A 23,299-nucleotide genomic window follows, 5' to 3' on the forward strand; every position below is an offset into this window, starting at 1 on the left:
ATTATTTATGTTGTATGACAACATAAATAATGCATTACCCTTGCACGCAGCCATTTCATATCGTATAAGCATTTGAAAAGCGTTCGGATCGCGTTACGGAATTACAACGCAATCAAATTGCATCCAACCGGAATAACGAGAGAAATGGCATGAAACGCCTCTTATTCGTCGGCCTCTGCATCCTGGCCGCGGGGTGCGCCACAACGGCTCCGCAGCGTGACGCGACCGAGGCCTTCGGTCTGGCGACGGAACGCATCGGCCGCTTGGGCGAAGACGAGTTCACCGCGGTCCGCTCCGGCATCATCCGGCTGAACACGCACCAGGCCATTCTCGACGGCAGGGTGAAATCCACGGATCTGCAGTATGACGGCCCCGCAACGGCCGCGGCCACGGCCGAGCGCATCTCGGCCTGCAAGACCCTGCGCATGTATGGCGACCTGCTCATGAGGCTGGCTTCCGACGATCGGTCCCAATTCGTCCGCAGATCCGCCATCACCTTCGCCGACAGCGCCGCCGAAACCATGGGGGCGAGCCTGAACCCACGCCAACAGGCGGCCATCGACGGCATCATCGACGGGCTTACCCGCATCTGGACCGAAAGGCGCAAGGAAAATTCCATTCGCGAGGTCGTCCTGGCCTTCGAGAACGTGGTCAACACCCTGGCCGACCGCATCCTGGCCGACTTCATCCTCGACGGCCGGCCCACGAGCTTTTTGGCTGTCTACGAAGCCGAGGCGCGCCAGCTCCAGAGCATGGCCGATTCCATGCTCGACACGGGCAGATTTGCGGACATGGGGGAGCGCAGGCGGATCGTCCTCGCTGCCTACATGGCAAGAAACATCAGAATCAGGGCTGTGGAGATCGGCCTGCGCATGCAGACCGCCATCGAGACCCTGAAGAAAGCCAACGCCGAGATCGTCTCCGGCGTGCGGAACAACACCTGCAATGCCGAGCGGATCAACGAGTACGGGCGGCTCATCCAACAACTCGGCAACCTGAAGCAGGTCCTGCCGCGATAGCCGAAGGACGCCCCCATCAACGCAAAAACGCCCTTTTACGGGCGTTTTTGCATTGATGGGCAGAAAGGTCGAAATCCGGATCAGGCACCGCCGCCAAAGGGAACGGGCACCAACAGGCTGACCCGTTCGCGGTAGACCTGGTACGCCTCGCCGAACTCGTCCTCCAGGGCCGTCTCCTCGGCGCCGACGGTGCTGAAGAAGGAATACGCCGCCAGGGCGATGCCCAGGATGCCGATGTTGGTGTTCAGGATCAGGCACAGCCCGGGCATGACGCCCAGCAGGTTGGCGGCCATGATGGGATTGCGGCTCACGGCGTAGAGGCCGGTCTCGACCAGCATGTAGCCCTCGCCCTTGCGCAGTTCGCGCAGGGCGAAAAAGAGCGCGGCCAGCCCAACCGCCATCCACAGCAGACCAATGACCGAACCGAGCTTGAACCACTGCGTGCGGATAATGAAGTTCTCCACCACGCAGCCGGCCACGATGACGCCATATCCGGGACCAAGAATCTTGGAAGAAACGCTTTTGGAACTCATCGCTCTCTCCTCGTCGGAAAATGGGAATTCACAGGAAAGAAGAAACTAGCACCGCAGGGCGGGATTGAAAAGAACCCGGCGGGAAAAAAATCCGGCCGGGTTCCATTTCGTCGTCCCTAACGCGTCAACTGACGGTAGCGGATGCGGTGCGGAACCGCGAGGGTGGAGCCCGTACGGCGCTTGTAGTCCGCCTCGTACTCCGAGTAGTTGCCCTCGAACCAGACCACCTGGCTGTCGCCCTCGAAGGCCAGGATGTGCGTGGCGATGCGGTCCAGGAACCAGCGGTCGTGGGAGATGACCACGGCGCAACCGGCGAAGTTCTCCAGGGCCTCCTCCAGGGCGCGCATGGTGTTCACGTCCAGGTCGTTGGTCGGTTCGTCGAGAAGGAGCACGTTGGCCTCTTTTTTCAGCATCAGTGCCAGGTGCAGCCTGTTGCGCTCGCCGCCCGAGAGCATGCCGACGAGCTTCTGCTGGTCGGCGCCGGTGAAGTTGAACTTGCCGACGTAGGCCCGCGAGTTGATCTCGCGGCCGCCCAGGTTGATCATGTCGTAGCCGTTCGAGACCATCTCCCACACGCTCTTCTTGGGGTCCAGCACGCCGCGGTCCTGGTCCACGTGGGCCAGCTTCACGGTCTGGCCGAGGCGGATGGAACCCGCGTCGGGCTGCTCCTGGCCGGTGATCATGCGGAATAGCGTGGTCTTGCCGGCGCCGTTGGGGCCGATGACTCCGACGATGCCGCCGGGGGGCAGGGCGAAGCTCATGTCCTCGATGAGAAGCTTGTCGCCGTAGGCCTTCTTCACGTGGTCGGCCTCGATGACCACGTCGCCCAGGCGCGGGCCCGAGGGGATGAAGAGCTCCAGCGTCTTGATCTTGTCCCTGGTCTCCTGGTTCAGCATGGTCTCGTAGGCCGAGATTCTGGCCTTGGACTTGGCGTGGCGCCCCTTGGGGGACATCCTGATCCACTCCAGCTCGTGCTTGAGAGTGCGCTGGCGGGCGCTCTCCTCCTTCTCCTCCTGGGCCAGGCGGTTCTGCTTCTGGTCCAGCCAGGAGGAGTAGTTGCCCTTCCACGGGATGCCCACGCCGCGGTCAAGCTCCAGAATCCAGCCGGCCACGTTGTCCAGAAAGTAGCGGTCGTGGGTCACGGCGATGATGGTGCCCTGGTACTGCTGCAGGTGGTGCTCCAGCCAGGCGATGGTCTCGGCGTCGAGGTGGTTGGTGGGCTCGTCCAGAAGCAGGATGTCGGGCTTCTGGAGCAGCAGGCGGCAGAGGGCCACGCGGCGCTTCTCGCCGCCCGAGAGGACGGCGACCTTCGTCTCGGGCTCGGGGCAGCGCAGGGCGTCCATGGCCATGTCGAGCTTGGAGTCCAAGTCCCAGGCGTCGGCGGCGTCGAGCTTCTCCTGCACCTCAGCCTGGCGGGCGATGAGGGCGTCCATCTCGTCGTCGCTCATGGGTTCGGCGAACTTGGCGTTGATCTCCTCGAACTGCTGCAGCAGGTCGACGGTCTCCTGCACGGCTTCCTGCACGACCTCGCGCACGGTCTTCTCGGGATCGAGACTCGGCTCCTGCTCCAGGTAGCCCACGGAATAGCCGGGCGAGATGACGATCTGGCCGTTGTACTCCTTGTCCACGCCGGCCATGATCTTCAGTAGCGAGCTCTTGCCCGAGCCGTTCAGGCCCAGGACGCCGATCTTGGCGCCGTAGAAGAAGGACAGGGAGATATCCTTGATGACCGGCTTCTTGTCGTAGAAGCGGGACACTTTCAGCATGGAATAGATGATCTTATTTGGTTCGTCGCTCATGGCATAACCTCGTGTTCTTTGGGATGATGGCCCGGCCGGACGGCCGGGGATGCGGGCGGACTGGCGAACAGGCCGGCGCGCCGCTGAAATCTAATGGCCGAAGCCCGGAATTTCCAGCCTCTTTTCCAGCCGGCGCAGACCCCAGGAGGCCACGGTGACCAGGGCCAGGTAGTACACGCCCACGACCATGAAGACCTCGCTGAAGCGGAAGGTCTCGCTGGCCACGATCTTGGCCTGGCCCGTCAGCTCGAAGCAGGTCACGACATAGGCCAGGGACGAGTACTTGATCAGGTAGACGATCTCGTTGCCGCACCCGGGCAGGGCACGCCGGAAGGCCTGGGGAATGATGATCCAGACCAGGGTCCTGAAGGTCGAGAAACCCAGGGCCTGGGCCGCCAGGACCTGGCCGCGACGAATGGAAAGCAGCCCCCCGCGGATGTACTCCGAGTGGTAGGCCGCGCTGCACATGATGAAGCCGAGCACCGCCGCCGTGTAGGGCTTGAAGTAGATGCCCACGTTCGGCAGCCCGAAATAGAGGATGAAGAGCTGGATGACCAGCGGCGTGCCCCGGAAGAGCGCGGCGTAGCCGTTGGCCAGGGGCGAGAAAAAGCGCCCGCCGTAGGCCCGCAGGCTCCCGACGACCACGCCCAAGGCCAGGCCCAGCACGGCCGAGGGGATGATGAGCTTTATGCTCATCAGCACGCCCTCGTTCAGGGCCGGGATGAGCTTCTGCAGCAGGAAGGCCAGTTCCCCGCTGATCACGGCGTGCAGCCCTCGACTTCGAGGATCTGGGAGCAGAAATCGAGCGTCCGCGTGCCCGAGCCCTCGGCCAGCAGTTCCCTGGGACTGCCCTGCTCGATGATGCACCCGTCCTGCATGAACAGAACCTCGTCGGCCAGGGCGCGGGTGAAGCCCATCTGGTGGGTGGCCATGACCATGGTCATGCCATTCTGGGCCAGGCTGCGGATGACGGTCAGGACCTCGCTGACCAGCTCCGGGTCCAGGGCCGAGGTGGGCTCGTCCAGGAGCATGACCTTGGGGTCCATGGCCAGGGCGCGGGCGATGGACACGCGCTGCTTCTGGCCGCCCGACAGCTCCGCCGGATAGAGGCGGGCCTTGTCGGACAGCCCCACTCGCGAAAGCTCGGCCATGGCCCGGTCCCGGGCCTCGGCCTTGCCCATGCCGCGCACCTTGCGCAGGGCGATGCTGACGTTGTCGATGGCGGTCAGGTGATCAAACAGGTTGAAATCCTGGAAGATCATGCCCACCTGCTGACGAAAGCCGCACAGGGCGCCGGCGTTGTGCGGGTCCACGTGGCGGCCTTCCAGCTCGATCTCGCCGCGGTCGGGCAGGATGAGGTAGTTCATGCACTGCAACAGCGTGCTCTTGCCTCCGCCCGAAGGGCCGATGAGCACCTTCATCTCCCCCTCGTACAGGTCGAGGCTCACGGACTTGAGAATCTCGCGGCCGCCCAGCCTGACGGAAAGGCCCTGCACCCGCATCAGCGGCGTCTTGTCGTTGGTCTTCATGGTCTAGTGCACATACCCTTTTATTCTGACACGTTTCTCCAGGACCCGCAGGGCGGCCACGCCGGCCCAGGTCAGGAGGAAATAGAGCACCGCCGCGCTAATGTAGAGGGGCAGGTGCTGGTAGGTCCGGGAGGCCACGAAATGCGTGCGGGCCATGATCTCGCTGGCCCCGAGCACGAAGGCCAGGGCCGAGTCCTTGAGGATGATGGAGTACTCGTTGGACCAGCCGGGGATGGACAGGCGCAGGGCCTGGGGCAGGATGATGGCCCGGATGGCCAGGGCGTCGGACATGCCCAGGGCGCGGGCGGCCTTGAGCTGCCCCTTGGGCAGGGACAGGATGGACCCGCGGAAAATTTGCGATTGGTAGGCCCCGCTGGTCATGCCGAGTACGATGGTCGCGGCGGCCACGGCGTTCAGGTTCAGGCCGATGAAGTTGAACAGGCCGAAATAGAAGAGAAAAAGGAGCACCAGAATGGGCACGCCGCGGAAAAACCAGACGTAGGTGTCGCAGACGAAGCGCACGAACCTGCCGCCGTACACCTGCCCCACGGCCAGGGGCACGCCGATGAAAAGACCCAGGAACATGGCGCCGACCACCGCGGTGACGGTGACGGCGGCGCCCTGCAGCACAAAGGGCAGGGCGTCGAGGAGGACGGTCAGGGTTTCGTTCATGTCCGGGATGGTTCCTTCAGGGTCTGGAGGCGGCAAAAAAACGGGAAGGCCGGGACGATTCCGGGCCTTCCCATGGATTCACGCGGCGAGGGGCCTACTTGTTGAGGTGCTTGGCGATGAGCTCTTCCCAGTAGGGGTCGGCCTTGAGCAGTTCGAAGCCCTTGTTCAGCTTGTCGAGCAGTTCCTTGTCTTCCTTGCGCACGGCGGCGCCGAATTCCTCGACTTCGCCGAAGATGCCGATGATCTGCACGGGCTTCTTCTTCTCGGCGTCGCGGGCCGGCGGATAGTTCATGGCAGCGGCTTCGATGCGGCCGTTGACCAGGTCTTCGATGGCCATGGGGGCGGAATCATAGTACTTGATGGTGAACTTCCAGCCCTGCTTCTCCTTTTCCTCGGCCATCCACTTGGCCTCGGAGGTGCCGGCCTGCATGCCCACGGTCACGTCCTTGCCGTAGATCTCCTCAGCTGTGAGCTTGGAATCCTTCTTGGTCACGAAGACGTTCTTCACTTCCCAGTAGGGAGTGGTGAAGTTGACCTTTTCGGCGCGTTCCGGGGTGATGGTCATGCCGGAGCAGATGAAGTCGATCTTCTTGGCCAGCAGGTTGGGGATGATGCCGTCCCAGTCCACGGGCACGTGTTTTACCTTGAAGCCCATCTTGGCCGCGATCCAGTCCACGGCGTCAACGTCGAAGCCGCTGGGCTTGCCGCTCTGGTCCACGAAGGCGAACGGCGGATAGTTGGCGTCGATGCCGTTGATGAAGACCTTTTCCTCGGCCACGGCCGGGCCGGCAACCATGCACAGCAGACAGGCGATCACGAAAGCAGCACGTTTCAGCATGTTCTCCATCCTCATGAAAAGGTTTGACAAAAAATGGGCTTCCCCCACAAGTACGTCGAAACCGGACCGGCGGCCTTAAAACCTTTCTGGTCGTCGGCACAGTTCAATCTGCGGTGCCGTGCGGGCAAAACCGAATGATTTGCAGCCTCACTCCGCAACAGAGTCGGTAACTTCATTTTTCGAAAACCGCAACTCGGACACGGCCATGGAAAAGCGGACCAACCAGAAGAAAGCCTACGCCCTCGGCCTCGCGGCGGTCTGCCTGTGGTCCACGGCAGCCACGGCTTTCAAGCTGTCCCTGCGCCACCTGGGGCCCGAGCCCATGGTCTTCTGGGCCAGCCTGACCTCCGTCGTCGTCCTGGCCATGGTGCTGGCCGTCCAGGGCCGCCTCGGTGAACTCAGGACCCTGTCCTGGACCCGGGCGCGTTTCTCCCTGGTTCTCGGCGCCCTGAACCCATTCCTCTACTACCTCGTCCTCATCCGCGCCTACGACCTGCTGCGCGCCCAGGAGGCCCAGGCCATCAACTACACCTGGGCCATCACCATGAGCCTCTTGTCCATCCCGCTCCTCGGGCAGCGCATCCGCGGCCTGCAGTTCCTGGCCATCGGCCTGAGCTACCTCGGGGCACTCGTCATTTCCACCCACGGCGACCTGCTGGGATTCCGCATGGAGAGCCCCACGGGCTTCGCCCTGGCCATGGGCAGTACCGTCATCTGGGCCCTGTTCTGGATCTTCGGCGTCCGCGACAACCTGGACCCGACCCTGCGCCTCTTCCTCAACTTCTGCTGCGGAACGATCTACACCGGCGCCTGGGCCCTGCTGGCCGGCTTCCCCCTGACGCCGAACCTCCCGGGCCTGCTGGGCGCGGCCTACATCGGCACCTTCGAAATGGGCGTGACCTTCGTGCTCTGGATCTCCGCCCTGCGCCTCTCGCGCACAACGGCCCAGGTCAGCAACCTCATCTACCTGGCCCCCTTTCTGTCCCTCTTCATCATCCACTTCCTGGTCGGCGAAGCCATCCTGCCCTCGACCCTCGTCGGTCTGGCCTTCATCCTGGCCGGCACCACCGTCCAGAAACTGGCCGACCGCCAGACCGGCCCATGACCCGCCGCCGCTTCCTGCTCCTCGCCGCCCTGACCCTGCTGCACAGCGCCCTGCTCGCCTGCACCCCACCCCCCAAACGCCGCCAGATCGTCTGCCCCCACCCTCTCTAGAAGCTGCGAAGAATGCCTCCGGCGGGCAGGGGACACGTCCCCTGCACCCCATTCATGTCTTTCTCTCTTCATACCTCCGCAACGCGACTCCCATTAAGAATGCCTCCGGCGGGCAGGGGGCTCGCCCCCTGCACCCCATTTACGTCTTTCTATCCTCACACCCCTCCGCACCGCCTCAAGCGTTGCGTCGTGGGCCGGGCAAGGGCTGTCGGCTGTCCGACCGAGCCAGGCATCGTTTGCTTCCCGGCCGTCAAACAGTCAACACGCCGCCCCCTGCCCGAAGCTCAAGGCCGGGAAGCATTACGAGGCCCGCGAGGAAGTTCCGGCAGCCCTTGCCCGGCCCGCGACGCAACGCGACTCCCGGAAAAAATACCCCCACCCTGTACATGGTCTTCGCCTTCCTCTTCTTCTCCATCTCGACACCACCGTCCCGCACGATTGACGCCGCCCGCCTCAGGACACTACAGGGCCCCGACAATCACCACCGCACCCTCAAGGAGAATCGGATGCGCCGCCGGACCAACGCAACACTCATATTGCTGACCCTGACCTTCCTGGCCCTGACCGCCTGTTCCAAAACCGCGCCCGGACCGGCGCAACCCGCGGCCCCCGCCCCGACGGCCGCCGCACAGGAAGCTCCTGTTCTTCCGCAGAACGCTACAAACCCCTCTGAACCGCAAACGGACAGCCAACCCGGCCTGCAACAGCCAGCAACGGACGGGACATGCCTGGAGTGCGAGTCCGTGACGCCGGACAAGGACCGCGCAGGTTGCTTCAAGCTGCGGCCTGGGAAGGCCGTCAAGAACAAGAAGGGCAAGACCGTCACGGGCCGCTGCGAACCCCAATGCATCCCCTACGCCCGCTGCCGCAGCGGGATCATGACCTGCCGCCTGGGCGACACGGGACCCATCGAGTGGTTCGAATGCGCACGCAAGAACAAGAACACCACGTCCATACCCAAGGCGGGCTCCATCATGGTCATCGGCTCCGAAAAAGGGCACAGCATGACCACGGGCCACCTCGGCTACGTCGAGGAGGCCTGCCCCAACCCCGACGGCACGTGGGCCCTGCGCTTCAGCCACACTAACTTCGACCGCAAATGCCACCTGGACCTGGACGCCAAGGTCCTCTTCAACCCCAAGACCATGCGCGCCGCGTTCCAGAGCGGCCCCTGGAAGCCCTGGGCCAAGGACTTGAAGATCCTGGGCTTCATCCTGAGATGAGCATGCGGCCCCTTGTCCTGCACCACCACCCCGCGCGCGAGTACTTCTTCCACGAGGGCTGCTTCATCACGGAACTGTCCAACGGCGAACACGACCCCGCCGTGTCCATGGCCCGGGCCCGCGTGGAGCCGGGCCGCACCACGGCCTGGCACGCTCTGCGAGACACGGTGGAACGCTATCTCGTCCTCGAAGGACACGGGTTGGTCGAAGTGGGCGACTTGCCGCCGCGCCCAGTGGGACCGGGCGATGTGGTTCTCATCCCGTCAGGGTGCAGGCAGCGCATCGCCAACACAGGACACGCCGACCTGATCTTCGTGGCCGTCTGCACGCCGCGCTTCACCCCCGAGGCCTACATTCCCCTGGAAGGCTGACCTCGGAGAAGGAACGCGGGACATGCCGCCTTCGCCTTGCCGCGGGCGGCGCAAGGCTGTATCGTCGCGGCATCAGCATTCCCTCAAACCCGCTCATCCGGGGGCCCGCAATGTACGATAACGACATCGCCGTCGTCGGTCTGGCCGTCATGGGCCAGAACCTGGCCCTGAACATGGCCCGGCACGGCCTGGGCGTGACAGTCTACAACCGCACCTGGGAGAAGACCGAAGCCTTCATGGCCGGCCCGGCGCAGGGCGCGTCCATCATCGCCGCCATGGACCTCAAGGCCCTGGCGGCCTCCCTGAAGAAACCGCGGGCCGTCTTCCTCATGGTCAAGGCCGGCAGCGCCGTCGACGATCTGCTGGACGAACTGCTGCCCTGGCTCGAACCCGGCGACATCGTCATGGACGGCGGCAATTCCCACTTCGAGGACACGACGGCACGCGTACTGCGAATGCGCGACAAGGGCGTGTCCTTCCTGGGGGTCGGCGTGTCCGGCGGGGAGAAAGGGGCACTGCTCGGCCCGAGCATCATGCCCGGCGGGCCGCGCCAGGCCTGGGAGCGCGTCGCGCCCATGCTCGCGGCCATCGCGGCAAAGACCGGCGACGGCCGGCCCTGCACCGGCTACATGGGGCGCGACGGGGCCGGACATTTCGTCAAGATGGTCCACAACGGCATCGAGTACGGCGTCATGCAGCTTCTGGCCGAAGCCCACGATCTGCTCCTGCGCGGGCACGGTATGGAGGCCCGAGCCCAGTCGGAGGTCTTCGACGAGTGGAACGCGGGCAGTCAGGCGTCCTTTCTGCTGGAGATCACGGCGGACATTCTCGCCCGCCGCGACGCGCTGACCGACGCCCCCATCCTCGACGTCATCACCGACACCGCCGGCAGCAAGGGCACGGGTTTGTGGACAAGCCGCAGCGCCCTGACTCTGGGCGTGCCCGTTCCGACCATCACCGCCGCCGTGGAGGCGCGCATGCTCTCAAACCTGCGGGACCTGCGCCGCATGTCAGCGCCCCTGCTGCCCGGACCGCGCGAAACCCCGCCCCCGGCCGACCGCGAATGCCTGGGCCGGGCCCTCTTTCTGGCCACCCTGGCCGCCTACGCCCAGGGCTTCGCCCTGATCCGGGCCGCCGAGGAGGCCTGGGGCTTCGGCCTCGACACCTCGGAAATCGCCCGCGTCTGGCGGGAGGGGTGCATCATCCGCGCGGCCTTCCTGGACGATCTCGTCCACGATTCCCCCGCCCGTTCCGATGCGCACAACATCCTGCTGTCAAGCGCTTTCGACGCCCACGTGGCCTCCGGACAGGCGGCCCTGCGCCGGACCGTGTCACAGGCCGCGAACTTCGGCGTCCCGGTGCCGGGCCTGGCCTCGTCCCTGGCCTATTACGACAGCCTGCGCAGCGCCCGCCTGCCGGCCAACCTGATCCAGGCCCAGCGCGACTACTTCGGGGCCCACGGCTTCGAGCGCACGGACATGCCGGGCGTCTTCCACGGCCCCTGGGAGGAATGAAAAAACGCCGGACAAGCCGGCGTTTTTCATTGATGTCGGAGTGGTGCGGCCCCGGCCGCAGAGGCGTCAGGCAGGGACGAGCAGGCTCTCGCCTGTCATCTGGGCGGGCTTGGGGATGCCCATGATGTGCAGGATGGTCGGGGCCACGTCGGCCAGCCTCCCGTCCCGAACACGGAAGCTTCCCGGCCCCACGTAGACGAAGGGCACGGGGTTGAGGCTGTGGGAAGTCTTGACGTTGCCCTGCTCGTCCAGCATGTCCTCGGCGTTGCCGTGGTCCGCCGTGACCAGGAGGGTCCCTCCGGCCTTGGCCACGGTCTCAATGACCCGGCCCAAACACGTGTCCACGGCCTCCACGGCCTTGACCGCCGCCGGAATGACCCCGGTGTGGCCGACCATGTCCAGGTTGGCGAAGTTGCAGACCACCAGGTCGTACTTCGCGGCCTCCAGGGCGGCCACCAGGGTGTCCGTAACCTTGTATACGCTCATCTCGGGCTTGAAGTCGTAGGTCGGCACGTCCTTGGGCGAAGGCAGCAGTTCGCGGTCCTCGCCGGGGAAGGGCGTTTCCTGACCGCCGTTGAAGAAGTACGTCACATGGGCGTATTTTTCGGTCTCGGCCGTGCGCAGCTGGGTCAGCCCCCGCTCGGACACCACCTCGCCCAGGATGCGGTCAAGGGTCATGGGCGGAAAGAGCGCGGGCAGATCGAAATTCTTGTCGTAGCGGGTCATGGTCGCGAAGCCCGACAGGGCCGGCTTGCGCGGCCGGTCGAACCCGGTGAAGGCCTCCTCGGTCAGGGCCCGGGTCAGCTCGCGGGCGCGATCGGCCCGGAAGTTGAAGAACAGCACCGCGTCGCCGTCCTGCACCAGGCCCGAGGGACGTCCGTCCCGCAGCACCACGCGCGGCTTGACGAACTCGTCGTTCTCGCCGCTTTCATAGGCGTCGCGCACGGCCTGGGCCGCGCTTTCCGCCGTCAGCTCACGCCCTTCGGTCAGGGCCGCGTAGGCCTGCTCGACCCGGTCCCAGCGCTGGTCGCGGTCCATGGCGTAGTAGCGGCCCGAGACGGAGACGATGCGGCCCGCACCCAGGCGCGCCAGATCGCGCTCCAGTTCCTCGACGTAGCCCAGCCCGCTGCGCGGGGGCGTGTCGCGGCCGTCCAGGAAGGCGTGCACGCAGAGGTCCGCCACGCCGTGCCCCTTCAGGGCCGAGACGAGGGCCACCAGATGGCTCTGCATGCTGTGCACGCCGCCGTCGGAGACCAGGCCCATGAGGTGCACGCGCCCCGAACCGGCCGCCGCGGCCCGGGCCAGGTTCACGAGCACGGGGTTGACGGCCAGGGAGCCGTCCTCAATGGCCAGGTTGATGCGCATGATGTCCTGATAGACGATGCGCCCGGCCCCTAGGTTCAGGTGCCCGACCTCGGAGTTGCCCATCTGGCCGTCGGGCAGGCCCACGTCGCGCCCCATGCACTTCAGTTGCCCGCCGGGGTGTCCGGCCAGGAGGCGGTCCATGTTCGGGGTCCGCGCCAGGCTCACGGCGTTGCCCGGTCCGGGCGCGGCCTTGCCCCAGCCGTCGAGGATCAGGAGCACGCAGGGCTTCTTCATCATTTTTCTCCGGCCAGGACAGCCTCGGGCAGTTCGAAGTCCGCGGCCTTGGAGTAGAGTCCTTCGACGTTATAGAGAGAGCGCGTCTCGTCCTGGAAAATATGCACGATGACGTCGTTGCAGTCGACCAGGACCCATTGTCCGGCCTGAAGGCCCTCGACGCCGAAAAATTCCCACTTCTTCTCCCCGAGGCGCTGCATGATTTCGTCAGCAAGGGCCTGGGCGTGTCTGGCCGAGCGGGCCGTGACGAAAACCATGGCCTCGGTCAGGGGTGAGATGCCGCGCACGTCCAGGGCCCTGATGGCCGTGCCCTTCTTGTCCGCGAGCCAGGTCGCGATCTGACCTATCTTATCTTCCATATTGCGTATCATTCTCCGTTCGTTGTGATGTAAGGCTCAAAGGCGCATTGTCTACGCCAAAACCCGCCACAGGGCAATGAGTCAAACCTTGACGAACATTGCCGGCCAAGGCATAGGACAGCCATGCAATCTATTGTCGATTCACCGCGTTTCCCGATATTTACCGGCCCCTTCTGGAAAGGGGCCACGGTGTAGCGCGCAGCGCGCAGACGATTTCAGCCGCCGTGAACAGCCCCATGTTCGCGGCTTTTTCATTTTTTTCACCCGGAGGTTCAGCCATGCTGTTCGACGTGTCCAACGAAACAATGCCGCGGGAAGACCTGGAAGCCCTGCAGCTGCGCCGGCTCAAGTCCCTGGTCGAGAAGGTCTACTACAACGTGCCCTTCTACCAGAACAGGTTCAACGAGATGAACCTGCGTCCCGAGCAGATCCGTTCCCTGAGCGATCTCAAGTATCTGCCCTTCACCGAGAAGCAGGACCTCCGCAACAACTACCCCTTCGGCCTCTTCGCCGTGCCCCGCGACAACGTCGTGCGCGTGCACGCCTCCTCGGGCACCACGGGCAAGGCCACGGTGGTGGGCTACACCCAGCGCGACGTGAACACCTGGGCCGAGCTCATGGCCCGCTCGCTCATGTGCGCCGGGGCCAGCCGCCGCGATATCGTGCACAACGCCTACGGCTACGGCCTCTTCACCGGCGGGCTTGGCATGCACTACGGCGTGGAGCGCCTGGGCGCGACCATCCTGCCCATCTCCGGCGGCGGCACGCGGCGCCAGGTCATGCTCATGCGCGACTTCGGCTCGACCATCCTCTGCAGCACGCCGTCCTACGCCCTCTTCCTGTACGAATCCATCATCGCCGCGGGCATGAGCATCGACGACCTGAAACTTCACACGGGCATCTTCGGGGCCGAGCCCTGGAGCGAGAATATGCGCTCGGAGATCGAATCCAAGCTGCGCATCAAGGCCCTGGACATCTACGGCCTGTCGGAGATCATGGGACCCGGCGTGGGCATGGAGTGCTGCGACGCCCAGGACGGCCTGCACATCTGGGAGGACCATTTCCTCATCGAGATCATCGACCCCGAGACGGGCGAGCAGCTGCCCCTGGGCGAGACGGGCGAACTGGTCATCACCACCCTGACCAAGGAGGCCCAGCCGCTGATCCGCTACCGCACACGCGACATCACGCGCATCGACGCCATCCCCTGCCGCTGCGGCCGCACCCACCGGCGCATCACCCGCATCCAGGGCCGCAGCGACGACATGCTCATCATCCGCGGCGTGAACGTGTTCCCGCAACAGATCGAGACCATCCTGCTCGAAACGCAGGGCGTGGCCCCGCACTACCAGCTCATCCTGACCCGCGAGGGCAGCCTCGACATGCTCGAGGTCAAGGTCGAGGTGGACGAAAAGATGTTCTCGGACGAGATCAAGCATTTACAGCGTATCGAAGCCAAGATACAAAAGAATATCAAGGAATTTCTCGGCGTCACCGCCAAGGTGACCCTCTCGGAACCGCGGAGCATCGAGCGTTCCGAGGGCAAGGCCAAGCGCATCATCGACCTGCGCAACGCGTAATCAACCGGCCGGCGCGGCCCGCCCCGCGCCCGCAGTCCCCTTTCGGGAGGTACCATGAAAGTTGAACAGATTTCCGTGTTTCTGGAAAACAGGGCCGGCCGGCTGGCCGAAGTGACCAAGACCCTGGCCGAGAACCAGATCAATATCCGCGCCCTGTCCCTGGCCGACACGTCCGACTTCGGCATCCTGCGCCTCATCGTCACGGACAACGAGAAGGCCAAGGAGGCCCTGAAGGCCAAAGGCTTCACCGTGGGCCGCACCAACGTCGTGGCCGCGGAGGTCGGCGACAAGCCCGGCGGGCTGCACGCCATCCTGGAGATGCTCAACGCCGGCGGCGTCAACGTCGAGTACATGTACGCCTTCGTCACCCAGAGCGGCCGCAACGCCATCCTCATCTTCCGCTTCGACCGCACGGACCAGGCCATCGAGGTGCTGCAGAAGAACAACGTGCGCGTCCTTTCGGGCGAGGAACTCTACTCGCTCTAGGCGCAGACGACAGAAAGCCCTCGCCGCAGCGGGGGCTTTCTGCATTTCCGGGCCGTCACGCGGCGGTACGACGCAACCCGACCGGAAGTTTCCCATTATATGGCGTCCGACATTGCCTTGGAAGCGCAGGACGGGTATGACCGAATATCACCGTTTCGACATCTCACATCCGGATACGACGCCCATGCCATGAAAGACGCACGATACCGCTCACTTTTCCTACGGTCCTTCCTGCTGCTCGCCGTCTATATCGCCGTCATCGCGGCCATGACGATGGCCTGGACCCGCTTCGAAAACGACAAGACCCTGCAGGCGACGGACCTGCGCCTGAACGCCGCCGCACGTAGCCTCAAGCTCCTCCTGGCCCCGGACTTTCACGACCGGGCGGTGGACAACAGCTCCATCGGCTTCGACGAGGAGATGGTCAACCGCGAAAGGTTCAACGCCTTCGCCAAGGCCAACGAGCTGATCTACGTCTACACCCTTGTCATGAAGGATGACGCCCTCTTCTTCTCCGCCCCGACCGTGACCGAGGAAGAGGCCAAGGAGCGCAAGGTCTGGTACTTCTGCCCGTACGAGGAGGCGCCGCCCGAGTTCTTCGCGGCCCTGCGCGACGGCACGGACGCATCAGTGTCCTACAAGGACGAGTGGGGCGCTTTCCGGACCACCTGCCTTTACGAAACCAGCCCGACAGGGAAACCGTACCTGAGCTGCGCCGACATGGAGATCCGCGACCTCTCGCGCATCAACGCCACCCACGCGCTGATCGGCTCCGTTGCCGCCCTGCTCTTTCTGAGCTTTCTGATTCCGGCCTCGGGAATCATCCGCCGTTTCTACCGCATGCACATCGACGACCTGAACGTCTCGCACAAGGAAACGCGCGTCCATCTGGACATGCTCGACACCCTGATCCAGCGGCTGCCCATGGGCCTGATGGTTATCCAGCCCGACAACAGGGTCAGCCTGGTCAACCCTGCCTTCACCGCCCTGACGGGGTACGAACTGCACGACGTCGGTACCCGCAACGGCTGGTTCCGCAGGGCCTTCCCCGAAATCCCGCTCAGGACGGAGATGCTCAGAATCTATGCCCATCGCCTCAAAGGCATCGAAGGCCCTGGAACCCTGGGGCCCGTGACGTGCAAGGACGGGTCGATGCGGCTTTTCGAAATGCAGGCCAGACGCCTCGAGGACGGCCGCGCCCTGGCCATCATGGAGGACGTGACCGAGCGCGTGCAGGCCCAGGAAAAGCTGCGGAGCGACGAAGAGCGCCTACGCCTCATCCTCGACAACCTGCAGGTCGGCATCGCCGTGGTGGACACCGAAGAACGGCGGGTGAGCTACATCAACCCCAAGCTCATGGACATGACGGGCCGCACGGCCGAGGAACTGGTCGGCTCAAGCTGCCAGAATCACATCTGTAGCGCCTGCAACGGCACGTGTCCCGTGCTGGACAAGGGCATCCGCCTCATCGGCAGCGAGGTGCATCTCAAGGACGCCTCGGGCAGGCCCTTCCACATCCTCAAATCGGCCATCCGGACCGAGATCGGCGGCAGGCCGGTGCTCATCGAGTCCTTCGTGGACATCACCAGGCAGAAGCTCGTCGAGGAGGAATTGCTCAAGGCCAAGGAGGCCGCCGAGGCGGCGAGCACGGCCAAGTCCGAGTTCCTGGCCGTCATGAGCCACGAAATCCGCACGCCGCTGAACGGCATCCTCGGCTCCCTGCAGGTCATCCGCGACGTCAAGCTCGAGGACGCAAGCGACTTCATCACCATGGCCATCGACTCCAGCCGGGGTCTGCTGACCATCCTGCAGGACGTGCTCGATCTTTCGGCCATGGATACCGGGACGCTCTGCCTCGTTTCGCATCCCTTCGTGACCGCAGAACTCATCCAGCCCATCCGCAACTCCCTCCAGGAGGAGGCGCAGCGCAAGGGCCTCACGCTGACCGTAACCACGGACCCCGACGTACCGGAGAAACTGACCGGCGACGTCCGCCGCATCCGGCAGGTCCTCTTCAACCTCGTCGGCAACTCCCTGAAGTTCACGCAGCACGGATCCGTTCGCGTGGAAATCTCCATGCTGCCCCTGCGCAACGGCGCGAGGCGCGGCATGGTGCATTTCGCGATCAGCGACACCGGCGTGGGCATCGCCGACGACAAGCTGGCCGCCATTTTCGAACCCTTCACCCAGGCCGACATGGCCGCAAACCGGGAGTTCGGCGGGACGGGCATGGGACTGGCCATCGTCAAGCGTCTGCTGCGCCTGATGGGTTCGAGCGTGTGCCTGATTTCCGAACCGGGCCAGGGCAGTGAATTCCACTTCACCCTGCCGCTCGTCCCGGCTCCGGGCGAAGAGGAGGGGCAGGGTTGACGGCACCCGGACGCCTGCAGCGCGTCTATGTGGAAATCACCAACGTCTGCAACCTGCGCTGCAGTTTCTGCCCGGGCACAAAACGCGCCGCCGCGTTCATTGCGCCAGCCTTCTTCGGGCGCGTCATGGAGCAGGTCGCCCCGCTGACCGGCCAGATCTGCCTGCACGTCCTGGGCGAACCCCTCCTGCACCCCCAGTTCCCCGAGATCATGGAACGAAGCGCCGCGGCCGGCATCGAGGTCAACCTGACCACCAACGGCCTTCTGCTGGACCGACGGGGCGAACTCCTGCTGGCGGCCCCGGCCCTGCGTCAGGTCAACTTCTCCCTGCAGGCCCTGCGGACCTCTGACGATTTCGACCGGGACGCCCTGGAGCGCATCCTTTCCTTCTGCCTGCAGGCGATGCGGCAGCGGCCCGAACTCTACATCAATCTCAGACTCTGGACCCTGGACGACCGGCATGACCCCATGCTGGGCGACTTCAACGCGCCCGTCCTGGACCGCGTCGCGCAGCGCCTGGGCATCGCCCTCCCCGCGCCTACTGCCGGACGCAAGAGCCTGCGCCTGACGGGGCGCGTCTACCTCCACGCCGACACGGTCTTCGACTGGCCGGGCGACCTGACCGGCGAGGCGCAGGCGCAGGGCTTCTGCCACGCCCTGTCAACGCATTGCGCCATCCTGGCCGACGGCACGGTCTGCCCCTGCTGCCTGGACGCCGAAGGCCGCCTGGCCCTGGGCAACCTGCACGAAGCCCCCCTGGTCGACATCCTGGCCGCGCCGCGGGCCCGCGCCATGCGCCAGGGCTTTGCGCGGGGCGAACTGACGGAGGAGGTCTGCCGCCACTGCACCTATTGCCGCAGGTTCCAAAGCAAGGCACAACGGCTGCACGCAACGCACCGCGCCCAACGCAAACACAGTGAAGAAGCCTCATGGACCATTACAGCCGCTCAGCCCGCAACGCCTTCTCGGGGCTGATCCTGAACCGCAAGCCCGCCCGCCCCGCCGCAGACACCGCCCCAAGCGGGCGCGAAGCCTTCATCATCGTCAGGGGTGACGAGATCCTCTTCGACGACCGTCTCGGTGAGCCGTTGCTCCTGTCCGCGCGCATGCTTGAAGGATGCGACGGCATCCGCCTGGAAACCATGCTCCTGGGCGACGACGGCGAGACAAGCTATTTCGCCGTGAGCATCGACCGCCTGCCCGAACGCACCGCCCGCTGCATCTCGGGCCTCGGCGTCTTCCAGCCGCTGCGACCCCGGGCGGCGACCCTTGAGCCGCATATGACGGCCCTGCTGGGCTATGCCCGCTCCGTGGCGTCCTGGCACAACCAGGCCCGCTTCTGCAGCCTGTGCGGCCACCCCACGACACCCCGCCCATTCTCCCTGGCCCAGGCCTGCACCAACCCGGCCTGCGGCATGGAGCACTACCCGCGCGTCAACCCGGCCATGATCGTGCTGGTCCACCACGAGGACGAAAACGGGGACCGATGCCTGCTCGGGCGGCAGGCCGGGTGGAAGCCGCGGGTCTATTCGGCCGTGTCCGGCTACGTGGAACCCGGCGAAAGCGCCGAAGACACCGTCGTGCGCGAGGTCCTGGAGGAAACGGGCATCCACGTCACGGACATCCGCTATTTCTGCTCCCAGCCCTGGCCGTTCTCGAACTCCCTGATGCTCGGGTTCCACGCCAGGGCGACCTCCACCCGCATCCGCCTGAACGACGAGGAACTCGAAGACGCGCGCTGGTTCGCCCGCGCCGAGATCCCAGCCCTGCTCGAATCCGGTGTGCTGGCCCTGCCCGCGTCCGAGACCATCTCCCGCCATCTCTTCGACGCCTGGTACGAGGGCCGCATCCCGGCGCCCTGAGGCGGACGGGGACCATTGCGGCCAAGTCGTTGCATCGCCCCCGAGAGTATGATTAAACATGATCAGGCGGCCTTGCCGCCTCGTCTCCAACTTCATCACGGAGCATAGACATGGGCAGACTCGTCCTGGCCGGAGGCGGCCATGCGCACATGACCATCCTGGCCCACATCCGGGACCTGGTCAGGGACGGCCATGAGGTCGTCGTCATCCAACCTTCCGATTTCCACTACTATTCCGGCATGGGACCGGGCATGCTCGGCCTGAGCTACTCGCCCGACGACATCCGCTTCGCCACCCGCTACGTGGTCGAACGCCAGGGCGGCTCCTTCGTACGCGCCAAGGTCACGAGCATCGACGCCCAGGAACGCACCGTGACGACCAACTCGGGCCAGGTCATCGCCTACGACGTGCTGTCCTGCAACGCGGGCAGCTTCATCCCCTTCGACAACATCCACGGCGACACGGCGAACGTCTTCACGGTCAAGCCCATCGAACGCCTGCAGGAGGCCCAACGCGCCGTCGTGTCCCTGTGCGCCGCCAGGACCAGGGGGCACGTGGCCGTGGTCGGTGGCGGGCCGGCCGCCCTGGAGATCGCGGGCAACGTCCGCAGGCTGGCCAGGCACCGCGGGCGTCACGCCCCGCGCATCACCCTCTTCGCCGGCCGCGGCCTGCTGGGGCGCCTGCCGGACAAGATCCGCGACATGGCCCGACAGTCCCTGAGCGCCCAGGACATCGACATCCGTGAGGACGGCTACGTGCAGGAGATCCGCGACGGCGCCGTGCTTCAGGGTGGGATGACGCACCGTCCCGACCTCGTCTTCGTGGCCACGGGCGTACGCCCTTCACGCATCTTCGCCGAATCGGGCCTGCCCACGGGACCCACGGGCGGGCTGCTGGTCAACGAACGTCTGCAGTGCGTCGAGCACCCGGAAATCTTCGGCGGCGGCGACTGCATCGACTTCGCGCCCCAACCCCTGGACAAGGTCGGCGTATACGCCGTGCGCGAAAACCCCGTCCTGTACCGCAACGTCAGGGCCAGCCTGAACGGCAAGCGGCTCATGGCCTTCGACCCGGGTGGCAGCTACCTGCTGCTCTTCAACATGGGCGACGATACGGCCATCTTCAGCAAGGGGCCCTTCGCGTTCCGCAACTCCCTGGCCTTCACGCTCAAGGACTTCATCGATCGGCGCTTCATGCGCCATTTCCAGGCCCTGGAGAAATAGCGCTCCCATGCGCCTGGCCATCTCCAACCTGGGCAAGTCCTTCCAGGGCGTCCCCGTGCTCCGCGACGTCAGCTTCGAGGCGGGGCACGGGGAACTGGTTTCCATCATCGGCCCCTCGGGCGTGGGCAAGACCACCCTGCTGCACATCATCGCCGGCCTGGAACGGGCGGACCGCGGCCACGTGGCCACGGACCCGCCCGTCACCCGCGAAAGGCCGGCCATCCTCGTCTTCCAGGACTACGTCCTGTTCCCGAACATGACCGTGTTCGAGAACGTGGCCTTCGGCCTGCGCGCCCGGCGCCTGCCCCGCGACGAAATCCGCCGGCGCGTCACGGACATGCTCGGCTACTTCCGCCTGCAGGCCCGCGCCCGGGCCTACCCGGCCCAGCTCTCGGGCGGCCAGCGGCAGCGCGTGGCCCTGGCCCGGGCCATGGTCGTGGAACCGGCGCTTCTGCTCCTGGACGAGCCCTTCGCCAACCTCGACCGCAACCTGAAGATGGAGACGGCCCTTTTCATCCGCGCCACCCAGCGGGAATTCTCGACCACGACCATCAGCGTGACCCACGACCTGGAAGAAGCCCTGGCCATGTCCGACCGCATCGGCATCATGCTGGACGGCCGCCTGCGCCAGTACGCCAGCCCCCGGGAGGTCTACCTGCGCCCAGCCGACGAGGAGACAGCGCGGTTCCTTGGGCCCGTGAACCGCCTGGAACCGGCCCAGGCCGCCCTTCTGGGCCTGCCCGCCGAAGCCGCCCTCCTGCGCCCGGAATCCCTGTGCCTGACCGTCGACGACGACGGGCCGGGACGCATCGAGGGCCTCCACTTCGCCGGACATTACATCAGCTACCAAGTCAGCCTGCGCGGCGCCGCGTTGACCGTCTACAGCCTCGCCCCGGTGGGCGAGACCGGCCAGCGCGTGCGCGTCGGCCTCTGCGCGCCGGGCGCCGACCTGCGCACATCCATCGACGACACCACATATCCGACACACGGGAGTTGACATGCCGCGACATCTGATCCTTGCCCTGCTCTGCCTTCTGTCCCTGGCCGGGGTTGCCCGCGCCGCCGAGATCGATTCCATGACCCACACCGACATGCTGGCCGCGGCCCGGGGCACCGAGGTGCGCTGGCACATGTGGGGCGGCGGCGACCAGATCAACGCCTGGGTCGACACCTACGTCGCGGCCGAGGTCGGGAAGCGCTTCGGCATCAAGCTGGTGCGCGTGCCCATGGACGCGTCGGTCTTCGTCAACAAGCTGCTGACCGAGAAGGCCGCGGGCAAAGGCACGGGAACCATGGACCTGCTCTGGATCAACGGCGAGAATTTCAAGAACGCCCGCCAGGCCGGCCTGCTTTTCGGCCCGTTCCTGGACCGCATGCCGAATTTCAAGGCATACTACGACCCCGAAGCGTCCCGCTTCGACTTCGGCTTCCCCGTGGACGGCTTCGAGGCCCCCTACGGTCGGGCCCAGTTCGTTTTCGAGTACGACAGCGCCAAGATCAAAAACCCGCCGCGCAGCTTCGCCGAACTGAAGGCCTGGATTCTGGCCAACCCAGGGCGCTTCACCTACCCCCAGCCGCCTGACTTCACGGGCTCGGCCTTTGTCCGCCAGGTCTTCTACGCGACCACGGGTGGCCACAGTCAGTACATGCAGGGCCTCGACCCGGCCGTCTACGCCGCAAACGCCCCCAAGACATGGGCCTGGCTGAACGAGGCGGCGCCGGCCCTGTGGCGCCAGGGGAAGACCTACCCCAAGGACGCCGCCGCCCTGGACACCCTTTTCGCCCGCGGCGAGATCGACATGAGCATGTCCTACCACCCGGCCCACGCCCAGATGAAGATTCTGGAGAAGACCTACCCCGACACCGTGCGCACCTTCGTCATGCAGGAGGGAACCATCTCCAACACGCACTTCACGGCCGTGCCCTTCAACGCGCCCAACAAGGCCGGGGCCATGGTCGTGGCCGATTTCCTGATGAGCCCCGAAGCCCAGCTGTCCAAATACCTGCCCGCCAACTGGGGCGACCTGCCGGCCCTGGACATGAAGCGCCTCCCGGCCGACATGGCGGCCGCGTTCGCCGCCGTGGACCTCGGCGCGGCCACCCTGCCGGCCGACGCGCTGGCGGCGGCCGCAGTGCCCGAAATCCCTTCGGAGTATCTGGAGTTGCTGGAAAAAGACTGGGAATCAAACGTCCTGGACCGGTGACATGACCCGTAGCCCGCTGACGTCGCGCTCGCTGCTGCCGCTGCTCGCGCCCTTCGCCGGCATCTTCGCCGCCGGGCTGTGCTTGACCGCGCTGCAGAGCCTCGGGCTCTTCCTGCCGACCGCGTCCGGCGGCCCCACCTTGGAGCATTACGGGACGGTCCTGGGCAGCGCGGCCATGCGGCGCTCCCTGGCCTTCACCCTCTACGTGTCCCTGGTCTCGGCCCTGGGCTCCGTCTCCCTGGGCACGACCCTGGGGTACATGGTCTGGAAGCTCCCGGCGCGCCTGCGCCAGGCGGCCGTGGTCTACAAGGTGGGACTGATCCTGCCCCACGTGGCCGCGGCCTTCCTGGTGCTCCTGTGCTTCGGGCAGACGGGCCTGGTGGCCTCCCTCGCGCACACGCTGGGCCTGGCCCCCACCCCGCAGGACTTCCCGCAGCTCCTCTACGCCGGCGACGGGCTGGGCATGATCCTGGCCTACATGTTCAAGGGCACGCCGTTCGCCATGCTCATGGTCCTGGCCGTGCTCTTCGGCTTCGACACCCGCCTGCTGCAGACCGCGGCCATGCTCGGCTCCGGGCCTCTCGAAACCTTCCGCCGCGTGACCCTGCCGCGGCTGCTGCCGGCCATGCACAGCGCCTTCATCATCCTCTTCCTCTACGCCTTCGGGGCCTTCGACATCCCCTTCCTGCTGGGCGAGTCGCGGCCGGGCATGCTGTCCATGCGCGTCTACGACATCTATTTCCAGAAGGACCTGGCCGACCGACCGCAGGCCATGGCCATCCTGGCCCTGATGTTCGCCTTCACGGCCCTCTTCACCATGCTCTACAACGCCCTGGCCCGCCGCGTGGACGACCGGGGGAGGAAGCTGTGACGGGGGGAGGAAGGCATGCCTCCGGCGGGCAGG

22 protein-coding genes are annotated in these 23,299 nt (G+C 65.5%); 14 read left to right on the forward strand and 8 right to left on the reverse strand.

Going from position 1 to position 23,299, the window contains the following annotated elements; all coding sequences use genetic code 11:
• Positions 1–149 precede the first annotated feature (149 nt).
• Positions 150–1,019 (forward strand): hypothetical protein, encoded by an 870-nt coding sequence (locus G394_RS0109245; RefSeq protein WP_028577412.1) that lies wholly within the window; start codon positions 150–152, stop codon positions 1,017–1,019.
• 80 nt (positions 1,020–1,099) lie between these two features.
• On the opposite strand, the gene G394_RS20185 is transcribed toward G394_RS0109245, so the two are convergent.
• From G394_RS20185 to G394_RS0109275, 6 genes are all read right to left on the reverse strand, one after another.
• The gene (locus G394_RS20185) at positions 1,100–1,552 is read right to left on the reverse strand and encodes a methyltransferase family protein (RefSeq protein ID WP_028577413.1); all 453 of its coding nucleotides are present in this window, start codon (positions 1,550–1,552) and stop codon (positions 1,100–1,102) included.
• Positions 1,553–1,668: 116 nt separating this feature from the next.
• A complete protein-coding gene (gene ettA, locus G394_RS0109255; RefSeq protein ID WP_028577414.1) occupies positions 1,669–3,351 on the reverse strand; it encodes an energy-dependent translational throttle protein EttA in 1,683 nt (560 codons plus the stop codon).
• Between the two features lie 90 nt (positions 3,352–3,441).
• Entirely contained in the window at positions 3,442–4,113 is a 672-nt protein-coding gene (locus G394_RS0109260; RefSeq protein WP_425387234.1) for an amino acid ABC transporter permease, read from the reverse strand.
• Positions 4,110–4,880 (reverse strand): amino acid ABC transporter ATP-binding protein, encoded by a 771-nt coding sequence (locus tag G394_RS0109265; RefSeq protein ID WP_028577416.1) that lies wholly within the window; start codon positions 4,878–4,880, stop codon positions 4,110–4,112. The genes G394_RS0109260 and G394_RS0109265 overlap by 4 nt, the downstream gene beginning before the upstream one ends.
• 3 nt (positions 4,881–4,883) lie before the next feature.
• Positions 4,884–5,552 carry an amino acid ABC transporter permease gene (locus tag G394_RS0109270; protein ID WP_028577417.1) on the reverse strand — a complete coding sequence of 223 codons (669 nt, stop codon included), beginning with the start codon at positions 5,550–5,552 and terminating at the stop codon, positions 4,884–4,886.
• 94 nt (positions 5,553–5,646) lie between these two features.
• On the reverse strand, positions 5,647–6,390 hold the full coding sequence (locus G394_RS0109275; RefSeq protein ID WP_028577418.1) for an ABC transporter substrate-binding protein: 744 nt from the start codon (positions 6,388–6,390) through the stop codon (positions 5,647–5,649).
• Positions 6,391–6,595: 205 nt separating this feature from the next.
• On the opposite strand from G394_RS0109275, the gene G394_RS0109280 reads away from it, so the two are divergent.
• The 4 genes from G394_RS0109280 to gndA all read left to right on the forward strand — a co-directional run bounded on the left by G394_RS0109280 (position 6,596) and on the right by gndA (position 10,713).
• Positions 6,596–7,495: a DMT family transporter gene (locus tag G394_RS0109280; protein WP_028577419.1), complete on the forward strand. Its 900-nt coding sequence runs from the start codon at positions 6,596–6,598 to the stop codon at positions 7,493–7,495.
• Between the two features lie 442 nt (positions 7,496–7,937).
• On the forward strand, positions 7,938–8,828 hold the full coding sequence (locus G394_RS18695) for a CHAP domain-containing protein (RefSeq protein ID WP_156902556.1): 891 nt from the start codon (positions 7,938–7,940) through the stop codon (positions 8,826–8,828).
• Positions 8,829–8,830: 2 nt separating this feature from the next.
• Complete coding sequence (locus G394_RS0109300) at positions 8,831–9,199, forward strand: cupin domain-containing protein (RefSeq protein WP_028577420.1); 369 nt, start codon at positions 8,831–8,833, stop codon at positions 9,197–9,199.
• Positions 9,200–9,309: 110 nt separating this feature from the next.
• Positions 9,310–10,713: an NADP-dependent phosphogluconate dehydrogenase gene (gene gndA / locus G394_RS0109305; protein ID WP_028577421.1), complete on the forward strand. Its 1,404-nt coding sequence runs from the start codon at positions 9,310–9,312 to the stop codon at positions 10,711–10,713.
• A gap of 66 nt (positions 10,714–10,779) precedes the next feature.
• On the opposite strand, the gene gpmI is transcribed toward gndA, so the two are convergent.
• Both gpmI and rsfS read right to left on the reverse strand, forming a co-directional pair.
• Positions 10,780–12,315, reverse strand: coding sequence for a 2,3-bisphosphoglycerate-independent phosphoglycerate mutase (gene gpmI, locus G394_RS0109310; protein ID WP_043775284.1), 1,536 nt, complete (start codon positions 12,313–12,315; stop codon positions 10,780–10,782).
• On the reverse strand, positions 12,312–12,671 hold the full coding sequence (gene rsfS / locus G394_RS0109315; RefSeq protein WP_028577423.1) for a ribosome silencing factor: 360 nt from the start codon (positions 12,669–12,671) through the stop codon (positions 12,312–12,314). Before rsfS ends, gpmI begins: the two co-directional genes overlap by 4 nt.
• A 278-nt stretch (positions 12,672–12,949) precedes the next feature.
• Between rsfS and G394_RS0109320 the strand changes: the two genes are divergently transcribed.
• The 9 genes from G394_RS0109320 (at position 12,950) to G394_RS0109360 (ending at position 23,266) form a co-directional block, all read left to right on the forward strand.
• Positions 12,950–14,251 carry a phenylacetate--CoA ligase family protein gene (locus G394_RS0109320; protein ID WP_028577424.1) on the forward strand — a complete coding sequence of 434 codons (1,302 nt, stop codon included), beginning with the start codon at positions 12,950–12,952 and terminating at the stop codon, positions 14,249–14,251.
• Positions 14,252–14,305: 54 nt separating this feature from the next.
• A complete protein-coding gene (locus tag G394_RS0109325) occupies positions 14,306–14,737 on the forward strand; it encodes an ACT domain-containing protein (protein WP_028577425.1) in 432 nt (143 codons plus the stop codon).
• Positions 14,738–14,926: 189 nt separating this feature from the next.
• Positions 14,927–17,107 (forward strand): PAS domain-containing protein, encoded by a 2,181-nt coding sequence (locus tag G394_RS0109330; RefSeq protein WP_028577426.1) that lies wholly within the window; start codon positions 14,927–14,929, stop codon positions 17,105–17,107.
• Positions 17,104–18,081, forward strand: a complete 978-nt coding sequence (locus G394_RS18700; RefSeq protein ID WP_051307088.1) for a radical SAM/SPASM domain-containing protein — start codon at positions 17,104–17,106, stop codon at positions 18,079–18,081. The genes G394_RS0109330 and G394_RS18700 overlap by 4 nt, the downstream gene beginning before the upstream one ends.
• Positions 18,036–18,968 carry an NAD(+) diphosphatase gene (gene nudC / locus G394_RS0109340; protein WP_028577427.1) on the forward strand — a complete coding sequence of 311 codons (933 nt, stop codon included), beginning with the start codon at positions 18,036–18,038 and terminating at the stop codon, positions 18,966–18,968. The genes G394_RS18700 and nudC overlap by 46 nt, the downstream gene beginning before the upstream one ends.
• 110 nt (positions 18,969–19,078) lie before the next feature.
• Positions 19,079–20,191, forward strand: a complete 1,113-nt coding sequence (locus G394_RS0109345; RefSeq protein ID WP_028577428.1) for an NAD(P)/FAD-dependent oxidoreductase — start codon at positions 19,079–19,081, stop codon at positions 20,189–20,191.
• Between the two features lie 7 nt (positions 20,192–20,198).
• Entirely contained in the window at positions 20,199–21,188 is a 990-nt protein-coding gene (locus tag G394_RS18705) for an ABC transporter ATP-binding protein (RefSeq protein ID WP_051307089.1), read from the forward strand.
• 1 nt (position 21,189) lies between these two features.
• The gene (locus G394_RS0109355; protein ID WP_028577429.1) at positions 21,190–22,395 is read left to right on the forward strand and encodes an ABC transporter substrate-binding protein; all 1,206 of its coding nucleotides are present in this window, start codon (positions 21,190–21,192) and stop codon (positions 22,393–22,395) included.
• Position 22,396: 1 nt separating this feature from the next.
• A complete protein-coding gene (locus G394_RS0109360) occupies positions 22,397–23,266 on the forward strand; it encodes an ABC transporter permease (protein ID WP_028577430.1) in 870 nt (289 codons plus the stop codon).
• Positions 23,267–23,299: the final 33 nt, after the last annotated feature.

This window comes from Desulfomicrobium escambiense DSM 10707 (genome assembly GCF_000428825.1).
GTDB classification, from domain to species: domain Bacteria; phylum Desulfobacterota; class Desulfovibrionia; order Desulfovibrionales; family Desulfomicrobiaceae; genus Desulfomicrobium; species Desulfomicrobium escambiense.